This is a genomic window from Romboutsia maritimum (assembly GCF_002251085.2).
Lineage (GTDB): Bacteria > Bacillota > Clostridia > Peptostreptococcales > Peptostreptococcaceae > Romboutsia_B > Romboutsia_B maritimum.
Window position 1 is genome coordinate 1 of the sequence record NZ_NOJZ02000084.1, and the last position, 1,172, is coordinate 1,172.

General features: G+C 48.0%; 8 tRNA genes and 2 rRNA genes. All 10 read right to left on the reverse strand.

Going from position 1 to position 1,172, the window contains the following annotated elements:
* Window positions 1–63: 63 nt before the first annotated feature.
* Window positions 64–138: transfer RNA gene (locus CHF27_RS13790), tRNA-Gly, on the reverse strand.
* 7 nt (window positions 139–145) lie between these two features.
* Window positions 146–222 (reverse strand) — tRNA-Asp (locus tag CHF27_RS13795).
* A gap of 8 nt (window positions 223–230) precedes the next feature.
* Window positions 231–306, reverse strand: a tRNA-Val gene (locus tag CHF27_RS13800).
* Window positions 307–316: 10 nt separating this feature from the next.
* Window positions 317–390, reverse strand: a tRNA-Gly gene (locus CHF27_RS13805).
* An 18-nt stretch (window positions 391–408) separates the two neighbouring features.
* Window positions 409–483, reverse strand: a tRNA-Glu gene (locus tag CHF27_RS13810).
* Between the two features lie 6 nt (window positions 484–489).
* Window positions 490–565 (reverse strand) — tRNA-Met (locus tag CHF27_RS13815).
* A gap of 9 nt (window positions 566–574) precedes the next feature.
* Window positions 575–663, reverse strand: a tRNA-Leu gene (locus CHF27_RS13820).
* A 7-nt stretch (window positions 664–670) separates the two neighbouring features.
* Window positions 671–745, reverse strand: a tRNA-Asn gene (locus CHF27_RS13825).
* 5 nt (window positions 746–750) lie between these two features.
* A 5S ribosomal RNA gene (rrf, locus tag CHF27_RS13830) occupies window positions 751–867 on the reverse strand.
* A gap of 153 nt (window positions 868–1,020) precedes the next feature.
* A 23S ribosomal RNA gene (locus CHF27_RS13835) occupies window positions 1,021–1,172 on the reverse strand; the annotation flags it as partial.

Below are 1,172 nucleotides of genomic sequence, written 5' to 3' on the forward strand. Positions count from 1 at the left end.
CCCCGGACACACGCCTTAGAAGGGCGTTGCTCTATCCAGCTGAGCTATGCACCCATATTATTATGGAGCGGGAAACGAGATTCGAACTCGCGACTTCAACCTTGGCAAGGTTGCGCTCTACCACTGAACTATTCCCGCATTTTATTGGCGACCTGGAAGGGACTCGAACCCTCGACCTCCAGCGTGACAGGCTGGCATTCTAACCAGCTGAACTACCAGGCCGCATTATATGGTGGGACTAACAGGGCTCGAACCTGTGACCCCCTGCTTGTAAGGCAGGTGCTCTCCCAGCTGAGCTATAGTCCCATAATTTATCTGGAGCGGGTGAAGGGGATCGAACCCTCACAGCCGGCTTGGAAGGCCGGAACTCTACCATTGAGCTACACCCGCATATTTAATTTAATTGGTTGGTGACCCGTAGGGGAATCGAACCCCTGTTACCGCCGTGAAAGGGCGGTGTCTTGACCGCTTGACCAACGGGCCAATTATTGGTTGCGGAGATAGGACTCGAACCTATGACCTTCGGGTTATGAGCCCGACGAGCTGCCAACTGCTCCACCCCGCGATATTATTTTGGTGCCGAAGACCGGAATCGAACCGGTACGAGAGGTAAGTCCCGCAGGATTTTAAGTCCTGTGCGTCTGCCAGTTCCGCCACTTCGGCTTTTTTATGGCTCCAAGGGAGGGGCTCGAACCCTCAGCCTACCGGTTAACAGCCGGTTGCTCCACCATTGAGCTACCTTGGAATATTACGTGGCTACGTCCTACTCTCCCAGGAGGTTGCCCTCCAAGTACCATCAGCGCTAAAGAGCTTAACTTCTGTGTTCGGAATGGGAACAGGTGTATCCTCTTTGCTATTACAACCACATATTTTTTTATCGCTAGGACAAGTATTATATTAACACATTTAACATTCAATGTCAATACTTTTTTCATTTCATTTTTCAACTATTTAGTTGAATTTTAAAACGAAATTAATACTCTAAAAACTGCATACATTTAGGAATTATCATTTTAATTCTTGGTCAAGTCCTCGATCTATTAGTATCGTTAAGCTAAATACATTACTGCACTTACACCTTCGACCTATCAACCAGGTAGTCTTCCTGGGATCTTAACCTTACGGTGGGAAATCTTATCTTGAAGTAGGCTTCGCGCTTAGATGCTTTCAGC